Here is a 17879-nt window from a genome sequence, read left to right as displayed (position 1 = left end):
AGGCAAGACAGGCATCTTTTTTCAAGAGGCAGGTAGGCCGTGTTCAATTGCTAAGATACAAAGCTTGTAAAAACAATTTAGACGATTGGTGTATAGCTCAAGGCGATACTACCTTCTCCAAGGTGGGTCCCAATGACACTACCAAAGGTTTCAATTGGAATTTCAGCAGTCACACCACTCTCCATCAAAAGCTGACGTAAATCCGCTGCCTTTTGAGGAGCGTTCCCATGGATGACTGTTATACGGTAGTTCCCATCTTTTGTCAACTCCTTGATGATTTCCACCAAACGTTTGATTGCTTTCTTTTCTGTACGAACTTTTTCGTAAACTTCAATCACACCTTGGTCATTGAAATAAAGAATAGGCTTGATACTGAGGAGATTCCCTAAGATGGCTGCCCCATTTGACAAACGTCCTCCTTTAACCAAGTGGTCGAGGTCATCTACTATGATAAAGGCTGAATTATCAGCAATTTGAATCCCCAACTTCTCCTGAATCTGGGCAAAATCATCGCCTTGTTCTGCCCATTCAAAGGCACTCTCTACCATAAATCCTAGAGGGGAACTTGTGATATGGGTATCTGGAAAGGCAATGGTCAAGTCATCATACTCATCCAACATGTATTGGATGTTCTGATAAAAGCCTGAAATTCCTGACGAAAGAAAGAGTCCCAAGACATGGGTATAGCCTTCATCTTTCAAGGAACTTAGAATCTCATCCAATTTGGCAATACTCGGTTGACTAGTTTTAGGCAATTCTGCAGACTGAGCCATTTTTTGATAAAATTCCTCAGCAGTTAGATTGACACCTTCAACATACTCCTCTCCATCAATATTGACAGGAATATCCAAGATAAAAAGATTCTCTCTTTGCAGCGTCTTCTCCTCTAAATAGGCTGAAGAATCTGTAATGACAGCTAATTTCATGACTAAAACTCCAAATTGATCCCTGGAAGATCCAAGGCGATTTCTGTTACTTCATACGTCAAACGATTGAGCATGTTCAAACATGGACGTGCCAAGGTTTCGACTTCTTCTTGGTTAAATTCGCTTGGTTCGTTGACAATACGACCTTCCACATGGTTAACTTGGGAAATCGTTCCGCTGATGACAAATTTGTCAAAGACAATCATGAAGCTCAAGATAACGACAAGCGAAGTCACTTGATTTTCTTGGTCATGTTGGAGCAACTGAAAGTTCACGTCTACCTTGGTTTCAGGAGCTCCATTTTCATTTTCCCATTCAAAGTTACGAGCATCAAAGTGATACTGGCTAACAAATTCTTGTTCTCGTTTAAGATTCATTTTTCTCTCCCATTGCTACAATTTACTATGCAATTGTACCACATTTTTATCATTTCATCTAGTTTTCTAGGCTTTAGTCAATTCCGATTTCATCTTTAACAACAGCAGCAATCGTATCTACGTAGTAGTTCACTTCTTCTGTTGTTGGCGCTTCTGCCATGACACGCAAGAGGGGTTCTGTTCCACTTGGGCGGACAAGGATACGACCGTTCCCTGCCATCTCTTCTTCCATCTTTTCGATGATTGTCTTGATGGCTGGTACTTCCATGGCTTTCTCTTTCATGGCATTTTCCACTCGGATATTGACCAGTTTTTGTGGGTAAATCGTCACTTCTGATGCTAGTTGAGACAAGCTCTTGCCTGTTTCTTTCATGATTTTAGTCAATTGAACAGCTGATAATTGACCATCACCAGTTGTATTGTAGTCCATCAAGATAACGTGACCAGACTGTTCACCACCAAGGTTGTAGCCTGATTTTCTCATTTCTTCAACGACATAGCGGTCTCCAACAGCAGTCACTGCCTTGTTAATACCAGCACTCTCCAAGGCCTTATGGAAGCCAAGGTTAGACATAACCGTTGTCACGATGGTGTTTTGAGCCAACTGGCCTTTTTCAGAAAGGTATTTTCCGATGATGTACATGATCTTATCACCATCGACGATGTCGCCATTTTCATCAACAGCAATCAAACGGTCACTATCTCCGTCAAAGGCCAAACCAATAGCTGACTGGCTTTCTTTGACCACTTCTTGAAGAGCTTCTGGATGTGTAGAACCCACATTCAAGTTGATATTAAGACCATCTGGTGTTTCGCCAATAACTGTCAACTGGGCACCTAGATCAGCGAAAATCTGACGGGCACTTGTAGCTGCTGCACCATTGGCTGTATCCAAGGCAACTTTCATTCCCTCAAGAGGAGTTCCAGTTGAAACAAGGTAGCCTTCATACTTACGCAAACCTTCTGGATAGTCCACCAAGGTTCCCAAGCCCTCTGCACTCGGACGAGGAAGTGTGTCTTCGGCAGCGTCCAACAAGGCTTCGATTTCTGCTTCTTTTTCGTCATCAAGTTTGAATCCATCCCCACCAAAGAACTTAATTCCATTATCAAGGGCTGGGTTGTGACTCGCTGAAATCATGACACCCGCACTAGCTCCCTCAGTTTTAACCAAATAAGCTACTGCTGGTGTTGCAAGGACACCAAGTTTGTAGACGTGAATCCCTACTGATAGAAGACCTGCCACCAAGGCAGATTCTAGCATTTCTCCTGAGATACGTGTATCACGTCCTACAAAGACTTTAGGGGCTTCTGTTTCGTGTTGGCTAAGAACATAACCACCAAAACGTCCCAGTTTAAAGGCCAATTCTGGCGTCAATTCTACGTTTGCTTCTCCACGGACTCCATCGGTCCCAAAATATTTACCCATTTTATTTATCATCCTTTTCTATTATTTATTATTGTTTAGACGAATCTGATTTTGTTTCTGAACTCGTTGAAGACGAACTGCCTTCTGAGGAACTTGTTGACGAGTTACTTGAACTAGACGTTGCTGTTTTTGTTGTAATTTTCATAGTTGTGTCAAACGGCATAATGACGCTTGGTAAGACATTTCCATTTTTATCGACTGCTTGTAGAGGAACAGAGGACGAGTAGTTTCTAGTTATCCGTTCACTCGTCGGTAAGATGGCAATGACACGATCTACTTTGGAGAGGGTTTCCTCATCACTAATAACCGTTACTTTTTCATCTGATACAGTAACTGTATCGATTTTCACGCGAGAATCAATCTGACTAGGATCAATCTCCGGCACAACAATGACATTGTCCCGTTTTGCTTTTTTACCAACCTTCACTGTTATCTTTTGCGGTGTCGCAACAGCCGTCAAACCACTCGGTAAATTTTCAATAGTCAGAGGAACTTCGATGGTTCCTACACTAGCATCAGAAAGATCAGCCGTCACCTTAAATTTGCGGGTACTTTCCTGCATCTCACTCGCCAAAGCAACTCTGTTTGACCCTGTTAGAAAGACCGTCACTTCAGATGTAAAACCACTGATAAAATACTGATCACTGTCATACTGAATATCAATTGGGACATTAAGAACTGTGTTTGTATAAGTCTCCGTTCGCACCTGTCTGGCACTGTTGCTATTCTGATAGTTTGTCAATGTTGCATAGATAAAGAGAATGCAGGCGAAAAAGAAGGAAGAAATGATGTATAAACTATTTTTTCTCATGTTTCAATCCTCCTAGCAAGCGCTCTTTCAGACCTTGCTTTTTCTCTGACTTTGGAAGTAAGATTCTTCTCAATTCAGATTCAAACTCTTCCAAGGTCAAATCGTGCTTAAAGACTCCATTATAGGTGATGGAGATTCCACCCGTTTCTTCCGAAACCACAAAGGTAAGAGCATCTGACACTTCCGACAAACCAATCGCCGCCCTGTGACGCGTTCCAAACTCCTTGGAAATCCCGGTATCTTCAGTCAAGGGTAGATAGGCTGAAGTTACAGCAATTCGGTCTTCCTTGATAATGACAGCACCATCATGCAAGGGAGTGTTGGGAATGAAAATATTGATAAGCAATTCAGCCGAAATTTTAGCATCTAAAGGGATCCCTGTCGAGATGTATTCCTGCAAGGTTCTTACTCGCTGAACCACTACAAGCGCCCCAATCTTACGAGGACTCATGTATTCAACTGATTTCACAAATGAACGAACCATCTGCTCTTCCGCACTAATAGGGGCATTGGAGAAGAAATCAGTAGCCCGGCCCAATCGCTCCAAACCAGTCCGAATCTCTGGTGAAAAGATAACCACCGCTGCAATCACCCCGTAGGTGATGATCTGATTGATCAACCAGGAAATAGTCGTTAAACCAATCATATTGGAAAGAATCTGGGCTAGAATAAAAACTAAGACCCCACGGACCAATATCATAATCTTGGTGCCTGCAATAGCTTTAGTAAAATGATATAAAATATAAGTCACAATGAGAATATCAATCAGATTGGTGACTATACTCCAAGGACTTGAAAACAAACTCGTCCAGTATTGTAAATTGGATAATTGTTGAAAATTCATCCTTGGCCTCCTCCCTGTCAAAACACTTTACTCATCATTATACCATTTTCTGCTCATTTTTTCCCCATCCTACTTCATTTTAAATTAAGCAAAATTATGATACAATAAACTGACTAGAAAAAACGAAGGAGAAATCATGTCTCAACTCTATGATATTACCATTGTAGGGGGCGGTCCTGTCGGCCTCTTTGCTGCCTTTTACGCCCACCTACGCCAAGCCAAAGTCCAAATCATCGACTCTCTTCCCCAACTCGGTGGTCAACCAGCCATCCTCTACCCTGAAAAGCAAATCCTTGACGTGCCAGGTTTTCCAAACTTAACTGGGGAAGAGCTGACCAATCGCTTGATTGAACAGCTAAACGGCTTTGATACCCCTATTCATCTCAATGAAACCGTTCTTGAAATTAATAAACAAGATCAAGGATTTACCATTACAACCAACAAGGGAAGTCACCTGACTAAAACCGTTATCATTGCTATGGGTGGTGGCGCCTTCAAACCACGTCCGCTCGAATTAGATGGCGTTGAAAACTATGAAAATATCCACTACCACGTTTCCAACATTCAGCAATACGCTGGCAAGAAAGTGACCATCCTTGGTGGGGGAGACTCAGCTGTGGACTGGGCTCTGGCTTTTGAAAAGATTGCCCCAACTACCCTTGTTCACCGCAGAGATAACTTCCGCGCCTTGGAACATAGTGTGCAAGCCTTGCAAGAATCATCTGTAACTATCAAGACACCGTTCGTCCCTAGCCAACTTCTCGGAGATGGAAAAACACTCGATAAACTAGAAATCACCAAAGTCAAATCAGATGAAACCGAAACGATCGACCTAGACCACCTCTTTGTCAATTACGGCTTCAAATCATCTGTCGGCAATCTTAAAAATTGGGGTCTGGACCTCAACCGTCACAAGATTATCGTCAATAGCAAACAAGAATCCAGCCAAGCAGGTATCTATGCTATCGGCGACTGCTGCTACTATGAAGGTAAGATTGATTTGATCGCTACAGGACTGGGTGAAGCTCCAACAGCTGTTAACAATGCCATTAACTACATTGACCCAGAACAAAAAGTGCAACCCAAACACTCGACCAATTTATAAGAAAAGAACCACGGATCAACTGATTCGTGGTTTTATAGTTCATCTGCTATTTTATTGATCTTTCTGAGTCTGTGGTTGACACCACTTTTGGTTAGGGGATTGCTCAGGCTATCTGCCAACTGCTGGATAGAGTAGTCTGGATGCTGAATCCGCAACTGCGCTACCTCTTGCAAATCCACGGGTAAATTTTCCAAACCCATTCTATCTTTGATTTTACTGATATTGTTGATAGTCTTCATACTAGCAGAAACCGTTCGAGCGATATTGGCTGTTTCAGCGTTATTGGCTCGATTGAGATCATTACGGGTTTCACGCAAAATCTTGACGCGCTCAAAATTATCACGCGCCTGCATGGCCCCAATCACAATCAAGAAATCCATAATGTCTTCTGCCCGCTGGAGATAGGTAACTGCACCTTTCTTTCGCTCAATAACCTTAGCGTCCAGCAAAAACTGCTGGAGGAGAGAGGCCAATCCTTGTGCATGGTCCAGATAAACGGAACTAATCTCCAACTGATACTTACCAGACTCCGGATCTCGGATGCTACCATTTGCCAGAAAGGCCCCACATAAGTAAGCACGACCAGCTTCTTCATCTGCTAAGATATCGGGATCAATACCCGTCTCCAAACCAAAGAAGGAATCCGCAAGCCGCAAATCAGCCAAAAGCTCCTGCACCCTCTCATCGGTATAGACCGTGTAGACACGATTCTTGCGAAGATTGCTTCTCTGATGGTGACGAATTTCTGACTTGATGTCATAAAAATGGAGAAAAGACTCATAAAGATGACGAGCTAACTTGGCATTTTCGGTCACGACGGACAAGGTCAGGCCTGAAGTAGAGAGACCGATACTGCCAGACATCTTGATGATGGCAGACAATTCATGACGACTGAGATGGTGTTGACCAAGAATTTCTTCTTTTACTGCAACTGTAAAACTCATTTTCTCACCTGTATGATGCGCATCAATTCGTCTACAATCAAATCGCCATCATGGAAGGCTCCTCCATTTTCCAAACGAAGGAAGTTGGATGAAATCACACGAGGAACCTGCTTGCAAAGACCAGCAAAATCATGCTCTACCTGAACCAAATATTCATCAAAACGGTTGGTATCCATGTATTCTCTAGGAACCTTCTCGATATTAACTAAGACCGTATCGATAAAAGGCCGACCTAAGTGTCGATGGAGGACTTCCACGTGGTCACTGTCTGAAAAGTACTCTGTTTCCCCACGCTGGGTCATGATATTGCAGACATAGGCGATCTCTGCCTTAGTCTCCAAGAGAGCCTGCCCAATCTCCTCAATGACAATATTGGGCAAAATCGATGTAAAGAGGGAACCAGGCCCCAAGACGATCATATCACTCTCGAGGATAGTATTGACCACTCGACGGCTGGCTTGGGGTGTTTCATCATCCAAGGTATTGGTCACATAGACATGGTCGATCATACCTGGATGATCTGCAATGTGGCTCTCACCTGCCACCTCAGAACCATCTTTAAAGACTGCATGCAGTGTCAAAGGCTGATCGCTTGAGGGGTAGATTTTTCCTGTTGTGTGGAAAAAGAGACTTAGCAGCTGCATGGCATTATAAGTGGACCCTTGCATTTCAGAGAGCCCAGCTATGATGATATTCCCCAGTGGATGACCCGCAAAAGCTCCAGCCTCTTCTGAGAAACGGTACTGAAAAACCTTCTCATAAAACTTAGGCATATCCGACATGGCTACCAGAACATTGCGAAGATCACCTGGTGGTGTCAGCTGTTGGATATTCTTTCTTAGTTCACCAGAAGATCCACCATCATCAGCTACCGTTACGATGGCTGCGATATCAACATCCTTTTCTCGCAAGCTTTTCAAAATGACGGGGATACCAGTTCCTCCACCAATTACCGTTATCTTTGGTTTTCTCATGAACGGTTTACCGTTTCCTTTCTTCTGTCTTTGTCACGATGGCTTTCATTGACAGGCCAGTTTTTAGCAAGGTCCTCAGCGATTCGCTTAGCAAAGGCAACACTACGGTGCTGTCCACCTGTACATCCTACTGCAATGGTTAAAACAGACTTGCCTTCTTTTTTATAACTTGGCAAAATGGGCTCAATCAAGGCGAGTAAGTGTTGATAAAAACTTTCAGACTCTTCATGATTCATCACATAGTCATAAACTGCTTGATCCTCACCTGTCTGATTGCGAAGTTCAGGGAGGTAGTATGGATTTGGCAAGAAACGGACATCAAAAACCAAGTCTGCATCGATAGGAATACCATACTTGAATCCAAAAGACATGACTTCGATACGGAAAGACTGGGCCTGTTCTTGGTCTGAAAATTGCTCAGCAATGGTTTTACGCAGTTCACGCGGAGTGAGTTCGGTCGTATCTACCACATTTTGACTCATGTTTTTCAAAGGTGCTAAGAGTTCACGTTCCAGCTTAATGCCATCTAAAATCCGACCATCAGCAGCTAGAGGGTGACTTCGTCTAGTTTCCTTATAGCGTGCCACCAATTCCTTATCTGCGGCGTCTAAAAAGAGAATTTTGAAGTCCAAATCATCTTGGTTTTCCAATTCATCCAAAACGGCCTGAATCTCTGAAAAGAAGGAACGGCTCCGCATATCGACTACTAAGGCCAGTTTGTGGTCATCATCTTTAGTTTCAACCAACTGCAAAAACTTTGGTAAGAGGGCTGGCGGCATATTGTCAATGGTGAAATATCCCAAATCTTCGAAGGACTGAATGGCTACTGTTTTCCCTGCACCACTCATCCCTGTCACAATTACCAGGTGAAGTTGTTTCTTTGTCATCTATCTCTCCTTATATCAAAAAAAGTTTGGCAGAGCCAAACTTCAACTAGCTTATCCAATCTCTGCGATCACTTCAATTTCGACTTTTACATCACGAGGAAGACGTGCAACCTCTACAGCTGAACGAGCTGGAAATTCCTCTTTAAAGGCAGTCTGGTAAACCTCGTTAAAAGGAACAAAGTCATTCATATCGCTCAAGAAGCAAGTTGTTTTGACAACATGGTCAAAGTCTGTTCCTGCTTCAGCCAAAATAGCACCAATATTTTTCAAAACTTGTTCTGTCTGTTCTTGGATCGTTTCTCCTACAATTTCTCCAGTTTCAGGAGATAGGGGAACTTGACCGCTAGCAAACAAAAGATTGCCAACGATTTTCCCTTGAACATAAGGTCCGATAGCCTTTGGAGCCTTGTCTGTATGAATTGTTTTTGCCATTTCTTTCCCTCACAATTTTTCTAATATTGCATCCCAAGCCTGATCCATCCCTGCCTTGCTGACTGATGAAAAGAGGATAAAGTCGTCACTTGAATCAAAGTTTAATTTCTTTTTGATTGCTGATTCATGCTTGTTCCATTTACCACGAGGAATCTTGTCCGCCTTAGTCGCAACGATGATAACCGGAATCTCATAATACTTAAGAAATTCGTACATCTGCACATCATCTGCTGACGGGTCATGACGGAGGTCCACCAAACTAACAACCGCACGGAGATTTTCCCGAGTAGTTAAGTACTCCTCAATCATGCGACCCCACTTTTCACGTTCTTTTTTAGAAACGCGGGCATAGCCATACCCAGGTACATCCACAAAACGCATCTTGTCATCAATGCTAAAGAAGTTGAGAAGCTGGGTTTTCCCAGGTTTCCCAGACGTACGAGCCAGATTCTTGCGGTTGAGCATAGTGTTGATAAAGCTGGACTTGCCAACATTGGATCGTCCTGCAAGGGCAATCTCTGGCAGTTCATCCTGCGGATAGTGAGATTTATTGGCCGCACTGAGCAGGATTTCAGCATTGTGTGTATTGATTTCCATAGTCACCTCTAGGCTGTTTCCAGGATCGGTTTATCCGTTCCATCAACAGCTTCTTTAGTGATGCGGACCAATTTCACATTTTCCTGACTCGGTACTTCAAACATAACATCTAGCATGGTTTCTTCGATGATGGAGCGAAGACCACGCGCACCCGTTTTGCGTTCGATGGCTTTATTAGCGATTTCTTGAAGGGCTTCATCGTCAAATTCCAATTCAACATCATCATAAGAAAGCAAGGTTTGGTATTGTTTGACCAAGGCATTTCTTGGTTCTTTCAAGATGCGAACCAAGTCATCGGCCGTCAATTGTTCAAGAGCAGCAAAGACAGGCAAGCGTCCAATCAACTCAGGGATAATCCCGAATTTTTGAATGTCTTCTGCGATGATTTCTTGCATGTAGGAGCTATTTTCATCAATCGCCTTGTTATTTTGGCCAAAACCGATGACTTTTTCTCCCAGACGTTGTTTGACGATTTCTTCAATGCCATCAAAAGCACCACCCACAATGAAGAGGATGTTCTTGGTATCTACCTGAATCATCTCTTGTTGTGGATGTTTGCGTCCACCTTGAGGTGGCACACTAGCAACAGTTCCCTCGATAATCTTGAGAAGGGCTTGTTGCACCCCTTCACCCGAAACATCACGTGTGATAGACACATTCTCGCTCTTTTTGGCAATCTTGTCTATTTCATCAACGTAGATAATCCCACGTTCTGCACGTTCGATGTTAAAGTCAGCAGCCTGCAATAGTTTGAGGAGGATATTCTCAACGTCCTCACCCACATACCCAGCCTCAGTAAGAGCTGTCGCATCTGCAATCGCAAAAGGCACGTTCAAGCTCTTAGCCAAAGTCTGAGCAAGAAAGGTTTTCCCAGAACCAGTTGGGCCAATCATCAAGATGTTTGACTTCTGCAAATCCACATCTTCTGACTCTTCACGCGTATCGTGGAAATTGATGCGTTTATAGTGATTGTATACAGCCACTGCCAAGGCACGTTTGGCACGATCCTGACCAATCACATAGTGGTTCAAGATATTGAGGAGCTCGATTGGTTTTGGCACTTCAGACAAGTCTGCCAAAACTTCTTCGGCCAACTCCTCCCGAATGATTTCCTGGGCCAACTCCACACATTCATTACAGATAAAAGCGTTGTTCCCAGCGATTATTTTCTTTACTTCTTCTTGGCTTTTGCCACAAAATGAGCAATAAACCATCATATCATTTTTCCTATTTGTAGGCATGATTTCCTTCCATTCTAATTTATCATTCTATCTAAAATAAGTTCATGTAAAAAGCATGAATACTGTTTACCAGATTGGTAAAGGCATTCAACCAGAGTAAGGCAGACAGTCCATAGCGCTTCTTACGAAAAGCCTGTGCTCCAGTCAAAATACAGATCACACACAAAAAAGCTGTGAAAAATCCAAATATACTGCGCTCCATTAGACTTCCTTTCTATCTCGGTATTCGATGGTAAAATCATAGTCATTTTTCTCATCTCGGGTGTAAGATTTGCTTGCGACCGTCTCAAAACGAGACAAGTCAAACGCCTCAGGGAAATAGGTATCTCCCTCTATCTGAGCATGAATCTGTGTCACGATGATTTCATCTAAATAAGGCTCAAAAGCCTGAAAAATCTGTTTTCCGCCAATGATATAGAGATTTTTTTCTTGACTCTGATACCACGCTAAAACAGACTCCACATCTTGAAATACGAGCGCCCCATCTATGACCTCTTCGCTATTGCGCGTTAAAATCAGGGTTTGCCGTTTTGGAAGCAGACGACGTCCCATGCCATCAAAGGTCACTCGTCCCATCAGTATGGCATGATTTAAAGTTGTTTCCTTAAAATGTTGCAACTCTGCCGGCAAATGCCAAGGGAGACGATTTTCCTTCCCAATCACACCTTTTTCATCCTGGGCCCAAATGGCTATGATTTTCTTTGTCATGCTTCCGTCCTTTTTATTGATATTACTATTTTATCAAAATTCTCCCAAAAAGACTGTTTTGAAACGCGCGCAAAAGAGAGAAAAGGAGCAGGCTTCATTTAGCCTGCTCCTCTCGTACCTAGGACATATATTTTTTTGCTTCTGATTCGATTTTTTCAACCACTTCTTGGATACTTAGTCCTGTTGTGTCAAGGTAAACTGCATCCTCAGCCTGCTTGAGAGGCGAGGTTTCACGATGACTATCTTTGTAGTCACGTGCCGCAATTTCTTCTTTCAGCGTTTCCAAGTCAGTCTCAATCCCTTTAGCAATATTTTCCTTGTAACGACGCTCTGCTCTTTCTTCAACAGAAGCCACTAAGAAAATCTTGAGTTCAGCTCGTGGTAAAACAACTGTCCCGATATCACGGCCATCCATGACGATACCACCTTGCTGGGCAATTTCTTGCTGGAGCGAAACCAGTTTCTCACGCACCTCAGGAATGGCAGCAATGCTTGAAACCTTGTTGGTCACTTCATTTTCACGGATAGGATGAGTGATATCCACATCCCCTACAAAAACAAGTTGATCACCTGTTTCTGAACGTCCAAAACTAATGGGGTGTTGGTTAAGAAGCTCAAGAAGTTGGTCTACATTTCCTGCATCCAACTGGTGCTTAAGCGCTATATAAGTCGCAGCACGGTACATAGCGCCCGTATCGAGATAAGTGTAACCAAAATCTTTAGCGACAATCTTTGCAACCGTACTCTTACCACTGGAAGCTGGACCATCAATAGCAATTTGAATTGTCTTCATTCCCGACTCCTATCTTGTCTTAATCACATCACCTGGGTTGGCAAACCAAGATCCAGATGACATGTGAGAAGGATTTAGGGCTTCTAATTGAGCAATGGAAATCCCTGCACGTTGAGCAAGAGCTGCCTCACCCTCTCCAGGATGCACAGTGAGTGTTCCTTCTCCTTCTGTGTGCTCTTCTGAACTGCTCTCTGAAGGAGTTGTTTCAGAAGAAGATGTTTCCTCTACCTTGCTACTTGAAGATGACGATGCTTCTACTTTAGAACTTGAACTTGTAGAAGGAGACGATGTATCATAGAAGTCCTTCAAAGATGAAGTACGATTGCTTCCTCCGGTTGATAAGTAAATCAATACAACCACCATCGCTACAACGATCACAAAGAAGAGGCTAGCTAGAACTGTTAAGACACGATTGGCAACAGCGCCTTTTCCTTTTTGTTTACGGCGACGACGCTCTGATCTTGATTCTTCCTCACTATTTTCATAGATATCTTCTTGCCATGGTTCCTTTGCCATACCTTACTCCTTGTATTTTTTAAACTTTCTTATTACAATATAAATATGAAACTCACACTTATACCTGAACGGTGCATCGCCTGCGGGCTTTGCCAAACCTATTCTGAACTCTTTGATTACCATGATAATGGAATCGTTCGATTTTGCGATGATCCAGTTGAATTGCAAAGAGAAATCGCTGAGAACAGCGATGTTCTGGAGGCCATCAAAAATTGTCCTACACGTGCACTTCTAAAAGATCCATCATAGTTTAAAAGGGAGATTGATTTTGTAGATTCTCTTTATCACTTTAATCCCTTCACCTACTAGTTTAGCATATTTCTAGGTAAAATTATAGTCTTTTCCGGTTATTTTTTCCTTCAAAAATAGAAAGATCACTTTTTTCTTTGATGAGGTAGAGTGGTCTTTTTTTGGTTTCCAGGTAAATCTTACTGATATACTTGCCCAGAATCCCAATGGTCAGAAGTTGAATCCCCCCAAGAAAGAGAATGACGGCCATCAGAGAGGTCCAGCCAGATGTTGGATTTCCCAAAATAAGAGTCCGAAATACTACAAAAACAGTCATCATAAAAGAAATAAAACAAGATAGGAGTCCCGCTACAAAGGCTATACTCAAGGGGAAATCTGAAAAATTGAGAATCCCTTCAATCGAGTAGACAAAGAGCTGTCCAAAACTCCAACTGGTCTTGCCAGCCTGTCGTTCAACGTTTGGATAATCAAGATAGTGCGTTTTAAAGCCCACCCAGGCAAAGAGTCCCTTAGAGAACCGATTGGACTCGGTCAGGGTTAAAATAGCATCTACCACAGACCTTCTCATCATCCGGAAATCACGGACGCCTGAGGGGAGAGCTACTGGGCTGATTTTTTGCATGAGGCGATAAAAAAGATCAGCACAGAAACTGCGAAAGAGGGGTTCTCCCTCCCGACTAGTTCTCCGTGTCCCAACACAGTCCAAGTCTGCATTTTGGTCTAGTAAGGCTTTCATCTCAAGTAGCATACCGGGAGGGTCCTGGAGGTCTGCATCCATCACAACCACCAGGTCCCCAGTCGCATACTGTAAACCTGCGTACAGAGCTGCCTCCTTCCCAAAATTTCGTGAAAATGAGACATAATGCACCGCAGGATTTTGCTCCCGATAAGCCTTCAAAAGATCTAAGGTCCCATCGCTTGAGCCATCGTCTATAAAGACATACTCGACCTCTGCTCCCAGGTCAGGAAGCAAATCTTCAACAGACTGATAAAAAAGAGGAAGTACTTCCTCTTCATTTAAACAGGGGACAATGATCGAAATCATTATCTTAGTCTTCAAATCCATTTGGATGCTTACTTTGCCAACGCCATGCGTCTTCACACATTTTCGTGATATCAAATTCTGCTTCCCATCCGAGCTCTGCTTTGGCTTTTGCAGGATCTGAATAGCAGGCAGCGATATCACCTGGGCGGCGTTCTACGATGCGGTAAGGAATAGGACGTCCCACTGCTTTTTCCATATTTTGAATAATTTCAAGAACAGAGTAGCCTTTGCCTGTTCCAAGGTTATAAATGTTAAGGCCAGACCCCTTTTGGATTTTTTGAAGAGCTGCAACGTGACCTTTGGCTAGATCTACGACGTGGATATAGTCACGAACACCAGTTCCATCTTCCGTATCGTAATCGTCTCCGAAGACTTGTACTTGCTCTAATTTTCCAACAGCTACCTGAGTCACATATGGTAAGAGATTGTTTGGAATTCCATTAGGATTTTCTCCTAAATCTCCGCTCTCATGTGCTCCGATTGGGTTAAAGTAACGAAGCAAGACCACATTCCATTCTGAGTCTGCTTTGTAGATATCGGTCAAGATTTCTTCTAGCATGAGTTTGGTACGACCGTAAGGGTTGGTCACTGAAAGTGGGAAATCTTCTAAGATTGGAACTGTGTGAGGATCTCCGTAAACTGTCGCAGAAGAGCTGAAGATGATATTCTTACAGTTTGCTTCTTCCATAACTTTTAAAAGACTAAGGGTTCCAGCGATATTGTTGTCATAGTAGGCAAGAGGGATACGTGTTGATTCACCTACAGCCTTCAAACCAGCAAAGTGAATCACACCTGTTGGCTCTTCTTGCTTGAAAATATCTCTGAGAGTATCAGTATCACGGATATCTGCCTCATAGAAAGGAATTTCAACTCCTGTGATTTTTTCAACAACTTCTAAACTTTTACGGTTGCTATTGACAAGGTTATCCACTACAACCACTTGATGACCTGCTTGGATCAATTCAATAACAGTGTGGGTTCCGATAAAACCGGCACCACCAGTTACCAAAATCTTTTCTTGCATCTTTTTTCCTCGATTCTCGAATTATTTTTTCTTATTTTACCATTTTTGGTAGGGAATGTCATTTGCCATCCTAGAGGGGAGACTAAAATTTTAGTAAAATGCTTATACTCTTCGAAAATCTCTTCAAACAATGTCAGCTTCGCCTTACCGTGGGTATGGTTACTGACTTCGTCAGTTCGATCCACAACCTCAAAACAGTGTTTTGAGCTGACTTCATCAGTTCTGTCCATAGCCTCAAAGCCGTGCTTTGAGCAGCCTGCGGCTAGCTTCCTAGTTTGCTCTTTGATTTTCATTGAGTACTATTCGCTTTTTACTCGTTTGACATAGTTTGCAATTGGATAGTTTACTGGGGCCAAAGTCAACTCCTTGTCTTGGACCAATTGGGCTAGATGGTAACCAATGATAGGACCCGTTGTGAGGCCTGATGAACCTAGACCACTAGCTGCATAGGCACCTGCTAAGCCAGGGACTTCACCAAAGAAAGGCGAGAAATCACTGGTGTAAGCACGGATTCCTACACGCTCACCTGATGATTTTGCTTCTGCCAAGGCTGGGCAGTGAGGCAAGGCTGCTTCCTCCATCTGTTGGAGCAAGCTTTCATCCACTGTTAAGTCAAATCCCATGTCATTTTCATGAGTAGCGCCTAAGGACAATTTCCCACCTGCAAAAGGGATCAAATCCCACTCCCCTTCTGGCATGACAACAGGGTATGATTCTAGGTCTTCTGAGAGTTGATAATCTCGGAGTTGTCCCTTTTGGGGACGAACATCTACTTCATATCCTAAAGGATCCAAAATGTCCCTCAACCAAGCTCCTGTTGCCAAAATAACCTGCTCAAACACCTCTTCGCCAATCTGGTAGCCTGATGATAAAGGTGTCAGACTCACTTTTTCTTTGACCAGCTTGACCTGACTGGCTTCTAGCAAACGATTCACTAAGATTTGACCATCTACTCTCGCTCCACCAGAAGCATAGAGCAGGCGGTCGAATTCCTGCAAACCAGGGAATAATTCATTTGCAGACGCTTGGTCTAAAATGGCTAACCGGCCTATCAAGGGAGATTCTTCCCTGCGCTGGAGGGCTAGTTTATAGAGTTCTTCTAACTTGGATTCATCCTTTTTCAAGAGAAAAACTCCCGAACGCTGGTAAAAGTCGATTTCTTGCCCTGACTTTTCCAAATCAGCCAACAAATCCACATAAAAGTCAGCCCCCAAGCGTGCCATCTTGTACCAGGCTTTATTGCGGCGTTTGGAAAACCAAGGACTGATAATTCCCGCTGCAGCCTTGGTGGCCTGACCTTGACCATGGTCAAAAACGGTCACCTCTAGATGGCTTTCTTTCGCGAGGTAGTAGGCAGCTGTCGCCCCCACAATCCCTGCTCCAATAATGGCAACTTTTTTCATTGTCTTCACTTTCTAACTAGATATGGTGGAAAGGATTAGTCGATGCCTGACTAGGCAAGATATCAACAGTCCAGCCCTTTTCTGACTTCCATTGAGTAAGAAGTGCTGCGATTTTTTCCACAAAAAGCACTTCGATATAATGTCCTGGGTCCAATGCCAGCAAGCCATCTGACAGCATATCCTGAGCTGTGTGATAGTAGATATCGCCAGTGATATAAACATCTGCTCCCTTTGCCAAAGCATCCTTATAGAATGACTGACCGCTACCACCACAGATTGCCACTCTTGAAATAGGCTTCTGCAAATCACTCTCTTGATAATGGACCATGCGAAGACTATCTAGACCAAAGACTTGTTTGACATGCTGGGCCAATTCCCCAAATGTCTGAGACTGAATATTCCCAATCCGTCCAATCCCACGTTCAGGACCTGTTTCCTGAAGATAAGTTGTTTCCTTGATTCCTAGCATCTGGCAGAACCAGTCATTAAGGCCATTTTCAACGATGTCAATGTTAGTATGGCTGACATAAACTGCGATGTCATGCTTAATCAAATCAATGTAAATCTGGTTTTGCGGACGACTGGCTACCAAGTCTTTGATAGGACGAAAAATAGGCGCGTGCTTAACGATAATCAAATCCACACCCTTTTCAATGGCCTCTGCCACCGTCTCTTCACGAATATCCAGGGCAACCATAACCCTTTGAATATCCTTGTCTAGAGTACCAATTTGCAGACCACGACTGTCACCCTCCATAGAAAATTCCTGAGGGCAGAAGCCTTCATACGCGTTAATAACTTCACTTGCTAGCATGGAGCACCTCCTTGATGGCTTGAATTTTATCTACTAGAACTTGACGTTCCTCCAGATTTTTTTCTGGGATTTGACTGAGGGCGAATTCTAGCTTAGTAGCTTCTTTTTGCCATTTTTTGATAAAGACTGGGCTGACTTCTTTGGACAAGAAGGGGCCAAAGCGAACATCACTGGCTGATAGCTTCATTTGTCCCGCTTCCACCACCAAAATCTCGTAGAACTTGTCAGCTTCTTCTAGGATGCTTTCTGATACAATCTGAAATCCGTTCTCTTGCAACCAAATGCGCAAGTCGTCTTCTCGATTATTGGGCTGGAGAATCAAACGTTCTACATTAGCTAACTTGTCCAAGCCTTCTTCTAAAATCCTAGCGATCAAACGACCACCCATACCTGCAATGGTAATAACCGATACTTGGTCTGCCTCTTCAAAGGCTGCCAAACCATTGGCTAAACGAACCTGGATTTTCTCCTTTAGGCCGTGAGCCTCAACATTTTTGACCGCGGATTGGTAGGGACCTTCTACCACCTCACCTGCAATAGCACTTTTGATTCGTCCTCTTTCAACCAAGTCGATTGGCAGATAAGCATGGTCACTCCCCACATCTAGTAAAACGGCCCCTTGTGGCACAAAGGAAGCAACCAATTCTAATCTCTTTGAAATCATCTTCTCTCACTTTCCAAAACTCTATTACCTTTTATTATACCATATTTCAGCTAGCAATCTTGCACCTAAAAAAAACGCAATCCACAGATTGCAGTTTTT

The 17879-nt window shown here is 43.2% G+C and carries 23 protein-coding genes; 2 read left to right on the top strand and 21 right to left on the bottom strand.

Annotated elements, in window-relative coordinates:
* Nucleotides 1–77: 77 nt before the first annotated feature.
* The 5 genes from EKB01_RS00860 to cdaA form a co-directional block, all read right to left on the bottom strand.
* Nucleotides 78–926 (bottom strand): DegV family protein, encoded by an 849-nt coding sequence (locus EKB01_RS00860; protein WP_109290155.1) that lies wholly within the window; start codon nucleotides 924–926, stop codon nucleotides 78–80.
* A gap of 2 nt (nucleotides 927–928) precedes the next feature.
* Nucleotides 929–1303 carry a DUF1149 family protein gene (locus tag EKB01_RS00855; protein WP_001050092.1) on the bottom strand — a complete coding sequence of 125 codons (375 nt, stop codon included), beginning with the start codon at nucleotides 1301–1303 and terminating at the stop codon, nucleotides 929–931.
* Between the two features lie 73 nt (nucleotides 1304–1376).
* The gene (glmM, locus tag EKB01_RS00850) at nucleotides 1377–2729 is read right to left on the bottom strand and encodes a phosphoglucosamine mutase (protein ID WP_167265693.1); all 1353 of its coding nucleotides are present in this window, start codon (nucleotides 2727–2729) and stop codon (nucleotides 1377–1379) included.
* A gap of 28 nt (nucleotides 2730–2757) precedes the next feature.
* A complete protein-coding gene (locus EKB01_RS00845) occupies nucleotides 2758–3540 on the bottom strand; it encodes a CdaR family protein (protein WP_001230923.1) in 783 nt (260 codons plus the stop codon).
* Nucleotides 3527–4384: a diadenylate cyclase CdaA gene (cdaA, locus tag EKB01_RS00840; protein WP_167265280.1), complete on the bottom strand. Its 858-nt coding sequence runs from the start codon at nucleotides 4382–4384 to the stop codon at nucleotides 3527–3529. The genes EKB01_RS00845 and cdaA overlap by 14 nt, the downstream gene beginning before the upstream one ends.
* 136 nt (nucleotides 4385–4520) lie before the next feature.
* On the opposite strand from cdaA, the gene EKB01_RS00835 reads away from it, so the two are divergent.
* A complete protein-coding gene (locus EKB01_RS00835; RefSeq protein ID WP_167265278.1) occupies nucleotides 4521–5489 on the top strand; it encodes an NAD(P)/FAD-dependent oxidoreductase in 969 nt (322 codons plus the stop codon).
* A gap of 32 nt (nucleotides 5490–5521) precedes the next feature.
* Here EKB01_RS00835 and whiA read toward each other — a convergent pair whose 3' ends face one another.
* The 10 genes from whiA to EKB01_RS00785 form a co-directional block, all read right to left on the bottom strand.
* Nucleotides 5522–6433: a DNA-binding protein WhiA gene (gene whiA / locus EKB01_RS00830; RefSeq protein WP_000011266.1), complete on the bottom strand. Its 912-nt coding sequence runs from the start codon at nucleotides 6431–6433 to the stop codon at nucleotides 5522–5524.
* Complete coding sequence (locus tag EKB01_RS00825) at nucleotides 6430–7407, bottom strand: YvcK family protein (RefSeq protein WP_001231060.1); 978 nt, start codon at nucleotides 7405–7407, stop codon at nucleotides 6430–6432. The genes whiA and EKB01_RS00825 overlap by 4 nt, the downstream gene beginning before the upstream one ends.
* Nucleotides 7404–8294: an RNase adapter RapZ gene (gene rapZ, locus EKB01_RS00820; RefSeq protein WP_000163039.1), complete on the bottom strand. Its 891-nt coding sequence runs from the start codon at nucleotides 8292–8294 to the stop codon at nucleotides 7404–7406. Before rapZ ends, EKB01_RS00825 begins: the two co-directional genes overlap by 4 nt.
* Before the next feature lie 51 nt (nucleotides 8295–8345).
* Nucleotides 8346–8726 carry a RidA family protein gene (locus tag EKB01_RS00815; RefSeq protein ID WP_001140420.1) on the bottom strand — a complete coding sequence of 127 codons (381 nt, stop codon included), beginning with the start codon at nucleotides 8724–8726 and terminating at the stop codon, nucleotides 8346–8348.
* Between the two features lie 9 nt (nucleotides 8727–8735).
* Nucleotides 8736–9323 carry a ribosome biogenesis GTP-binding protein YihA/YsxC gene (gene yihA / locus EKB01_RS00810; protein ID WP_167265276.1) on the bottom strand — a complete coding sequence of 196 codons (588 nt, stop codon included), beginning with the start codon at nucleotides 9321–9323 and terminating at the stop codon, nucleotides 8736–8738.
* Between the two features lie 8 nt (nucleotides 9324–9331).
* Nucleotides 9332–10564, bottom strand: coding sequence for an ATP-dependent Clp protease ATP-binding subunit ClpX (gene clpX / locus EKB01_RS00805; RefSeq protein ID WP_009755265.1), 1233 nt, complete (start codon nucleotides 10562–10564; stop codon nucleotides 9332–9334).
* Between the two features lie 31 nt (nucleotides 10565–10595).
* On the bottom strand, nucleotides 10596–10766 hold the full coding sequence (locus tag EKB01_RS00800) for a hypothetical protein (RefSeq protein WP_000442251.1): 171 nt from the start codon (nucleotides 10764–10766) through the stop codon (nucleotides 10596–10598).
* On the bottom strand, nucleotides 10766–11272 hold the full coding sequence (locus EKB01_RS00795; protein WP_033606214.1) for a dihydrofolate reductase: 507 nt from the start codon (nucleotides 11270–11272) through the stop codon (nucleotides 10766–10768). Before EKB01_RS00795 ends, EKB01_RS00800 begins: the two co-directional genes overlap by 1 nt.
* 118 nt (nucleotides 11273–11390) lie before the next feature.
* Nucleotides 11391–12065, bottom strand: coding sequence for a (d)CMP kinase (cmk, locus tag EKB01_RS00790; protein WP_167265274.1), 675 nt, complete (start codon nucleotides 12063–12065; stop codon nucleotides 11391–11393).
* Between the two features lie 9 nt (nucleotides 12066–12074).
* Nucleotides 12075–12581, bottom strand: a complete 507-nt coding sequence (locus EKB01_RS00785) for an SAG1386/EF1546 family surface-associated protein (RefSeq protein WP_001040924.1) — start codon at nucleotides 12579–12581, stop codon at nucleotides 12075–12077.
* Nucleotides 12582–12626: 45 nt separating this feature from the next.
* On the opposite strand from EKB01_RS00785, the gene EKB01_RS00780 reads away from it, so the two are divergent.
* Nucleotides 12627–12830, top strand: a complete 204-nt coding sequence (locus EKB01_RS00780) for a ferredoxin (RefSeq protein WP_162278996.1) — start codon at nucleotides 12627–12629, stop codon at nucleotides 12828–12830.
* An 82-nt stretch (nucleotides 12831–12912) separates the two neighbouring features.
* On the opposite strand, the gene EKB01_RS00775 is transcribed toward EKB01_RS00780, so the two are convergent.
* From EKB01_RS00775 to EKB01_RS00750, 6 genes are read right to left on the bottom strand one after another with little or no spacing between them, the layout of a single operon-like run.
* Entirely contained in the window at nucleotides 12913–13896 is a 984-nt protein-coding gene (locus tag EKB01_RS00775) for a glycosyltransferase family 2 protein (protein WP_162279080.1), read from the bottom strand.
* Nucleotides 13880–14899 carry a UDP-glucose 4-epimerase GalE gene (gene galE, locus EKB01_RS00770; RefSeq protein ID WP_084939863.1) on the bottom strand — a complete coding sequence of 340 codons (1020 nt, stop codon included), beginning with the start codon at nucleotides 14897–14899 and terminating at the stop codon, nucleotides 13880–13882. Before galE ends, EKB01_RS00775 begins: the two co-directional genes overlap by 17 nt.
* The gene (locus EKB01_RS00765; protein ID WP_167265174.1) at nucleotides 14878–15192 is read right to left on the bottom strand and encodes a hypothetical protein; all 315 of its coding nucleotides are present in this window, start codon (nucleotides 15190–15192) and stop codon (nucleotides 14878–14880) included. Before EKB01_RS00765 ends, galE begins: the two co-directional genes overlap by 22 nt.
* A 6-nt stretch (nucleotides 15193–15198) precedes the next feature.
* Nucleotides 15199–16302: an FAD-dependent oxidoreductase gene (locus EKB01_RS00760; RefSeq protein WP_167265272.1), complete on the bottom strand. Its 1104-nt coding sequence runs from the start codon at nucleotides 16300–16302 to the stop codon at nucleotides 15199–15201.
* Between the two features lie 16 nt (nucleotides 16303–16318).
* Complete coding sequence (locus EKB01_RS00755) at nucleotides 16319–17116, bottom strand: Nif3-like dinuclear metal center hexameric protein (RefSeq protein WP_167265270.1); 798 nt, start codon at nucleotides 17114–17116, stop codon at nucleotides 16319–16321.
* On the bottom strand, nucleotides 17103–17780 hold the full coding sequence (locus EKB01_RS00750) for a tRNA (adenine(22)-N(1))-methyltransferase TrmK (RefSeq protein WP_167265268.1): 678 nt from the start codon (nucleotides 17778–17780) through the stop codon (nucleotides 17103–17105). The genes EKB01_RS00755 and EKB01_RS00750 overlap by 14 nt, the downstream gene beginning before the upstream one ends.
* Nucleotides 17781–17879: the final 99 nt, after the last annotated feature.

The sequence above is a fragment of the Streptococcus sp. CCUG 71758 genome (genome assembly GCF_011714815.1).
Lineage (GTDB): Bacteria > Bacillota > Bacilli > Lactobacillales > Streptococcaceae > Streptococcus > Streptococcus halitosis.
Note: the sequence above shows the minus strand (reverse complement) of the source record. Positions and strands in the feature narration are given on the sequence as shown.